The sequence below is a fragment of the Kitasatospora sp. NPDC057198 genome, assembly GCF_042670125.1.
Classification (GTDB): domain Bacteria; phylum Actinomycetota; class Actinomycetes; order Streptomycetales; family Streptomycetaceae; genus Kitasatospora.
In genome coordinates, this window is record NZ_JBHUWH010000436.1 from 1 (window position 1) to 6,588 (window position 6,588).

Genomic DNA, 6,588 nt, shown 5'->3' on the forward strand with positions numbered 1-6,588 from the left:
GCCCGACCGCTCCGTGGTGAGCGGTCGGGCCGTTCGCGTTCGCGGTCGGTGCTCAGGCCGCGAGCAGGTGCTGCAGCAGGTCGCGGTAGGCGCGCAGCGACAGGCGCAGGTCCTCGGTGCGGGAGGCGGCGCCTGCGGAGTCCCGGTCGCCGTCGGCCCGCCAGGCGTCGCGCAGTGCGGTGCGGCGTTCGTGCAGGCGGTCGGTCAGCTCGCGGACCGTCTCGTCCAGGGCCTCGTCCGCCTCCTGGACGGCCCGGCCCGGGTCGTCCACGAAGGTGCCCACGGCGTGGTCGATCCGGCCGTTCAGCCGGGAGGTGAGTTCCGCCGGCAGGAGCGGGTCGGAATCGCCGGTCGCGAACGGGTTCCCGGCGGTGGAGCGCGGGCGGGCGGGCTCGGCGCCCTTCGCCAGGTCGGCCGGGTGCGGGGTGGTGCCCGCGCGGTCGGCGCGGGGGTCGGGGGCGGCGGCGCCGTCGGTGCGGGGGTCGGTGTCGGGGCGGGCCGGTGCGGCCGGGGCCGGGGCGAAGCCCTGCGGGGTGCCGGTACCGGCGTTGGTGGCGAAGCGGCCGCGGGTGGTGCCGGAGCCGGTGCGGTCGGTGCGGTCGGTGCGGTTGACGCGGTCGCTGCTCGGGTTCTCGGTGGTCATGCTGTCCTCCTCGGGGACGGTGGGGCGGCGGTGTCGCGGTCGGACCGGCCGGGGTTCAGGCGTGGTGCCCGTGCCGGGTCGACAGCCGCCGGGCGGACGGCCCCCCGGCCTTCGCCGTGCCGTGCGCGTGGGCGTGCTTCGGCTCGTCGCCGGCGCCGACCAGCGCGGTGAACAGCTCCCGGGCCCGGAGCAGGGCCGCGCGCTGCTCCTCGGTGGCCGGGGAGCCCGCGGCGGCGTTCGGCCGGGAGAGCGCGCGCAGCGCCCGGTAGGACTCGACGTGCTCGCCGTGGTCGACCGAGATGGTGTCGATCTGCGCGTCCACGTCGGAGTCCGGGTAGCCGCGGTCGCGGGCCACCCGGGCCAGCAGCGCCTCCGCGTCGGCCAGCGCCTGCCGGGGGTCGTCGACGAAGCGCGCCTTCACCTGCGCCCACTGCTCCTCGGCCCGGTCCCGCTCGGCCGCGCTCAGCGGGGTGAGGGTCAACTCCCGGTGCCGTTCCACCCGTTCGGCGAGTTCGCGTTCGGCGGCGGCGGTGTCGCCACCGTGCCGGGCGACGGTGCGCTCGTACTCGGGCCCGAACCGGCGGCTCAGGCTGGGGTGCTGCTGCCGGTGGCGGAGGACGGCGAACGCGCCGAGTGCCACCACCACCAGGGCGATCACGATGACCGCCGCGATCTGACCACCTGACATGCTCTGCCTCCTGACACGGGGGCCGCCCGCCGGGGCCGCCCAGTTCGGTTCGCTCCAGGCTTCGGGTGACCCGTCCGCGGGTCCGCAAACACGGCGGCCTCCTGACGGCCGGTCGGTTCGGGGGGGCGTGCTCAGCGGTTCGGCACCGGCCCCGTGGAGTCGCGGACGATGAGTTCGGTGGCGAGTTCCACGTGCAGCGCTTCGACGGCGGAGCCTTCGATCAGGCGGAGCAGCAGGCTGACGGCGAGGCCGCCGAGTTCTTCCAGGGGTTGCCGGACGGTGGTGAGGGCGGGGACGGAGGTGCGGCTGAGGTACTCGTCGTCGAAGCCGACGAGGGAGAGGTCGGCGGGGACGCGCAGGCCGCGGTCGTGGGCGGCGCGGAGGGCGCCGATGGCGGCCTTGTCGTTGAAGGCGACCAGGGCGGTGGGGCGGTCGGGGAGGTCGAGGAGGCGGCCGGCGGCGGTGTGGCCCCAGTCGCTGGTGGGTTCGATGCTGGTGACGAGTTCCGGGGGGATGAGCACGCCGGCCTCGGCGAGGGCGGCGGTGTGCCCGGCGAAGCGGGAGGCGGAGGCGAGCCAGTCGTCGGGGCCGTTGATGAAGCCGATCCGGCGGTGGCCGAGGGCGACCAGGTGGGCGGTGAGGTTGCGGGCGCCGGTGATGTGGGAGGCGGAGAGGGGGGCGTTGTCGCGGGGGACGGGGGTGCGGGGGTCGACGACGACGAACGGGAAGTCCTGGCGGCGCAGCCGTTCGAGTTCGGCGCCGTCCTCGACGGGGAGGACGAGCAGGGCCCCGGCGAGGTCGCGGCGGCGGGGGAGCCCGGCGAGGGCGCCGTTGTGCTGGGCGGAGCCGCCCGCGCTGAGGATCAGCTCCCGGCCATGCCGGTCGAGGGCCTCGGCGACGGCGGTGACGATGGTGCCGAAGTAGTCGGTGAGCAGGTAGGGGCAGCGGACGAAGACGGCGCCGGGCCGGGCGGTCCGCCGGGCGGCGGCGGGCTCGGGGGAGCCGAGCCGTTCCATCGCGGCGCGGACGGCGGCCCTGGTCTCCTCGGCGACGGCGGCCTGCCCGGTCAGGACGCGGGAGACGGTCGCGGGGGAGACCCCGGCGGCGGCCGCGATCTCCCGGACGGTGACCCGCGTCGATTTCGGCCTAGCCATGTGTTTCATCGTTTCGTTTCATGGAGGCGATCATACAACTCCCAATTCGCAAGGGGTGCAGGAACCTTGACAGGGCGAAAGGCGGTGCCGTTTCCTGAACGCACGCAAAAGTGCCAGAAACGTTTCATTTTGTTTCATGAAGGCAAGGCGAGAGGAATCCCGATGTACCGACGCGTGCTCGGCGCCGCCACGGCCGCCGCCCTGACCCTGGGCCTGGCGGGCGCGGCCCCCGCACCCCCGCACCGGCCCGCCGCCCCCGGCGTCGAGGTCTGGGTCACCACCCCGGACGGCACCGAACTGCTGCACCGGCGCCCGTCGGTGGCGTTCCGGCCGGGCGCGTCCGCCCGCACCACCATCACCGTCGACCCGGGGCAGGCGTTCCAGCGGATGGACGGCTTCGGCGCCTCGATCACCGACTCCTCCGCCGCCGTCCTGAGCGCCCTGCCCCCCGCCGACCGGGACGCCGCGCTGCGCCGCCTGTTCGACCCCGCGGACGGGATCGGCATCAGCATGGTGCGCCAGCCGATCGGCTCCTCCGACTTCACGGCCGCCGCCGCGCACTACACCTACGACGACGTCCCGGCCGGGCAGAGCGACTTCGCGCTGGCGCACTTCTCGATCGCCCACGACGAGCGGCAGATCCTGCCGCTGCTGCGCCAGGCCCGGCGCCTGAACCCGGAGTTGACGGTGGTGGCGACGCCGTGGAGCCCGCCCGCCTGGATGAAGACCGGCGACTCGCTGCTGGAGGGCAAGCTCAAGGACGACCCGGCGGTCTACGACGCCTACGCCCGCTACCTGGTGGAGTTCGTGCGGGCGTACGCGGCGGCGGGCGTCCCCGTCGACTACCTGACGGTGCAGAACGAGCCGCAGAACCGCAAGCCCAACGCGTACCCGGGCACCGACCTGACCGCCGAGCAGGAGGAGAAGGTGGTCGAGGCGCTCGGGCCGCTGCTGAAGAAGGCCAGCCCGCGCACGAAGATCCTCGGCTACGACCACAACTGGGCCACCCACCCCGACGACGTCCGCAACACCCCGCCCGGCGAGGACCCGGAGACCGACTACCCCTACCGGCTGCTGGACAGCGACGCCGCCCGGTGGCTGGCCGGCACGGCCTACCACTGCTACGCGGGCGACCCGTCCGCGCAGAGCGCGCTGCACGACGCGCACCCCGACAAGGGCATCTGGTTCACCGAGTGCTCCGGCTCGCACGGCCCCGACGACACCCCGGCGCAGACCTTCCGCGGGACGCTGACCTGGCACGCCCGCAACCTGACCGTCGGCGCGACCCGCAACTGGGCCAGGTCCGTGCTCAACTGGAACATCGCACTGGACGAGCACGACGGCCCGCACAACGGCGGCTGCGGCACCTGCACCGCGCTGCTGACCGTGCACGACGACGGCGGCGTGAGCACCGGCGCCGAGTACTACACCATCGGCCACCTGTCGAAGTTCGTCCGCCCCGGCGCCGTCCGGATCGCCAGCACCAGCTTCGGAACACCGGGCTGGAACGGGCAGTTGACCGACGTCGCGTTCACCGACCCGGACGGGTCGACCGTGCTGGTGGTGCACAACGAGAACGACGCGCCGCGCGACTTCGCCGTCGCGGTCGGCGGGCAGAGCTTCGAGTACACCCTGCCCGGCGGCGCGCTCGCCACCTTCCGCTGGCCCAAGTCCGGTGCGCCGAAGGCCGATCGGCGCGAGGTGCCGCTCACCGGCGCCACCGCCACCGCCCAACCCGCCACCGCGGACGCCCACTTCGCGATCGACGCGGACGCCTCCACCCGGTGGAGCACCGGGCAGGCCCAGGCCCCCGGCCAGTACCTGCGGATCGACCTCGGACGGCGCACCGCCTTCGACCGGATCGCCCTCGACAGCGGCGACAACCTCGGTGACTACGCCCGCAGTTGGCGGATCGAGGCGAGCGAGGACGGCACCCGCTGGCACCCGCTCGCCGACGGCGCCGGCACCGGCCAGCTCACCACCGTCGACCTGCCGCGCGGCACCCGGGCCCGCTACCTGCGGATCACCGACACCGCTGCCGCGCCCGGCTGGTGGAGCCTCGCGGACGTCCGCCTCTACCGCTGACCCCACCCGTTCCACCCCCACCCCACCCCACCCCCCACGAGGAGCAGTCCCATGCACGGACCGCACCGCCCCACCCGGATCGCCGTGGCCCTCGCACTGGCCGGCTCGCTGGCCGCCGCGGGCCTGGCCACCGTCGGCAGCACGGCCGCCGGGGCCGCCGACACCACCGCCCAGGTCTGGATCACCACCGCCGACGGCAGCAGCCGCCTCGCCCAGGCCGCCGCCGTCCCATTCTCCGCCACCACCCCGCAGGCGCAGGACATCGCGGTCGACGCGGCCGACGTCCAGCAGCCGCTGGTCGGCTTCGGCGCCGCCTTCACCGAGTCCTCCGCCCACCTGGTGGCCGGGCTGTCCGTCGGCACCCGGGCCGCCCTGATGAACGACCTGTTCTCCACCGCGGGCGGCGGCATCGGCCTCAACTACCTGCGCCAGCCGCTCGGCGCCTCCGACTTCGTCTCGCACCTGCCGTTCTACTCGTACGAGGACACCAGGGGCTCGTTCTCGACCGCCCGCGACCAGCAGGAGATCCTGCCCGCGATCAACCAGGCCCGCGCCGTCAACCCGAACATCCGGATCATGGGCACCCCGTGGTCGCCGCCCGCCTGGATGAAGACCTCGAACTCGCTGAACGGCGGCAGCCTGAAGCCGGAGAACTACGGGGACTTCGCCGACTACCTGGTCAGGGCGATCCAGGCGTACGGCGCGGCCGGTGCTCCGATCAGCGACCTGACGGTGGCCAACGAGCCGAAGTTCCAGACGGGTTACCCCTCCACCGGGATGACGGCCGACCAACAGGCCGACTTCATCAAGGTGTTGGACGGCAAGCTGACCGCTGCGGGCCTGTCCACCGACCTCTACGCGTACGACCACAACTGGGACGACACCGCCTTCCCGCTGAGCGTGCTCTCCCAGGACGCCTCGGTGGCCCGGCTCAAGGGCGCCGCCTTCCACTGCTACGGCGGCCAGCCCGAAGCCGAACAGCAGGTCGCGAACACCGGGAAGGCGGTGTTCTTCACCGAGTGCACCGGCACCGACGCGGCCACCCCCGCGCAGACCTTCAGCGGCACGCTGAAGTGGCAGACCGAGAATCTGATCATCCGCAACCTGCGCAGCGGCGGCCGCACCGCCGTGCTGTGGAACATCGCGCTGGACGCCAACGGCGGCCCGCAGTACGGCAACTGCTCCACCAACTGCAACGGCGTGCTGGAGATCGCGGACGGCACCTACCGCAAGAACGCCGAGTACTACGTGCTCGGCCACGTCTCCAAGTTCGTCAAGCCCGGCGCCCACCGGATCGGCTCCACCAGCCAGGGCAGCGGCGGCCTGCAGGACGTCGCCTTCCTGAACCCGGACGGCTCGCGCGGCGCCGTGGTGCTCAACGCGACCGGCGGCTCCCAGCACTTCTCGATCAGCGACGGCGGCCGCTCCCTGGTCTACGACCTCCCGGCCGGTGCGGTCGCCACCTTCACCTGGCCCGGCGCGCCCACCGGCGGCGGCACCACGCCGCCGAGCGGGAGCGTGAACACCTCCGCCTGGTACACCCTGGCCAACGCCAACTCCGGCAAGTGCGTGGACGCCACCGGCTGGGGCACCGCCAACGGCACCGCCGTCCAGCAGTGGGCGTGCGGCACCGGTGCCAACCAGCAGTGGCAGTTCACCCCCACCGACAGCGGCTACTACCGCGTCACCAACCGCAACGCCGCCGCGACCGCCCAGGTGCTCGACGTCACCGGGGCCGCCACCGCCGACGGGGCCGCGATCCAGACCTGGCAGTGGTCCGGGGGCGCCAACCAGCAGTTCAAGCCGGTCCAACGGGCCGACGGCGCCTGGACGCTGGTCAACCGCAACAGCGGCAAGTGCCTGGACGTCACCGGCGTCTCCACCGCGGACGGCGCCCGCCTCCAGCAGTGGACCTGCACCGGCGGTGCGGCCCAGTCGTTCCGCCTGACCGCGGTCGGCTGACCGCGGCCCCCTTACCGCAACCCCCGGACCGGGGAGGCCGGTTGGTGGACCGGACC

The 6,588-nt window shown here is 73.9% G+C and carries 5 protein-coding genes; 2 read left to right on the top strand and 3 right to left on the bottom strand.

Annotated elements, in window-relative coordinates; genetic code table 11:
* Positions 1 to 52: 52 nt before the first annotated feature.
* From ACFUEL_RS32380 to ACFUEL_RS32390, 3 genes are all read right to left on the bottom strand, one after another.
* Positions 53 to 643: a hypothetical protein gene (locus ACFUEL_RS32380; RefSeq protein ID WP_380240584.1), complete on the bottom strand. Its 591-nt coding sequence runs from the start codon at positions 641 to 643 to the stop codon at positions 53 to 55.
* A gap of 55 nt (positions 644 to 698) precedes the next feature.
* A complete protein-coding gene (locus ACFUEL_RS32385) occupies positions 699 to 1,331 on the bottom strand; it encodes a hypothetical protein (protein ID WP_380240585.1) in 633 nt (210 codons plus the stop codon).
* A gap of 131 nt (positions 1,332 to 1,462) precedes the next feature.
* Positions 1,463 to 2,485: a LacI family DNA-binding transcriptional regulator gene (locus tag ACFUEL_RS32390; protein ID WP_380240587.1), complete on the bottom strand. Its 1,023-nt coding sequence runs from the start codon at positions 2,483 to 2,485 to the stop codon at positions 1,463 to 1,465.
* A 162-nt stretch (positions 2,486 to 2,647) separates the two neighbouring features.
* On the opposite strand from ACFUEL_RS32390, the gene ACFUEL_RS32395 reads away from it, so the two are divergent.
* Both ACFUEL_RS32395 and ACFUEL_RS32400 read left to right on the top strand, forming a co-directional pair.
* On the top strand, positions 2,648 to 4,570 hold the full coding sequence (locus ACFUEL_RS32395) for a discoidin domain-containing protein (RefSeq protein WP_380240589.1): 1,923 nt from the start codon (positions 2,648 to 2,650) through the stop codon (positions 4,568 to 4,570).
* 51 nt (positions 4,571 to 4,621) lie between these two features.
* Positions 4,622 to 6,532 carry an RICIN domain-containing protein gene (locus ACFUEL_RS32400; RefSeq protein WP_380240592.1) on the top strand — a complete coding sequence of 637 codons (1,911 nt, stop codon included), beginning with the start codon at positions 4,622 to 4,624 and terminating at the stop codon, positions 6,530 to 6,532.
* The last annotated feature ends 56 nt before the right edge of the window (positions 6,533 to 6,588 follow it).

What these genes read in the sequence shown, in the direction of transcription:
- ACFUEL_RS32400 (WP_380240592.1), top strand. Translation starts at nt 4,622, where the DNA reads ATGCACGGACCGCACCGCCCCACCCGGATCGCCGTGGCCCTCGCACTG.
- ACFUEL_RS32390 (WP_380240587.1), bottom strand. Translation starts at nt 2,485, where the DNA reads ATGGCTAGGCCGAAATCGACGCGGGTCACCGTCCGGGAGATCGCGGCC.
- ACFUEL_RS32380 (WP_380240584.1), bottom strand. Translation starts at nt 643, where the DNA reads ATGACCACCGAGAACCCGAGCAGCGACCGCGTCAACCGCACCGACCGC.
- ACFUEL_RS32385 (WP_380240585.1), bottom strand. Translation starts at nt 1,331, where the DNA reads ATGTCAGGTGGTCAGATCGCGGCGGTCATCGTGATCGCCCTGGTGGTG.
- ACFUEL_RS32395 (WP_380240589.1), top strand. Translation starts at nt 2,648, where the DNA reads ATGTACCGACGCGTGCTCGGCGCCGCCACGGCCGCCGCCCTGACCCTG.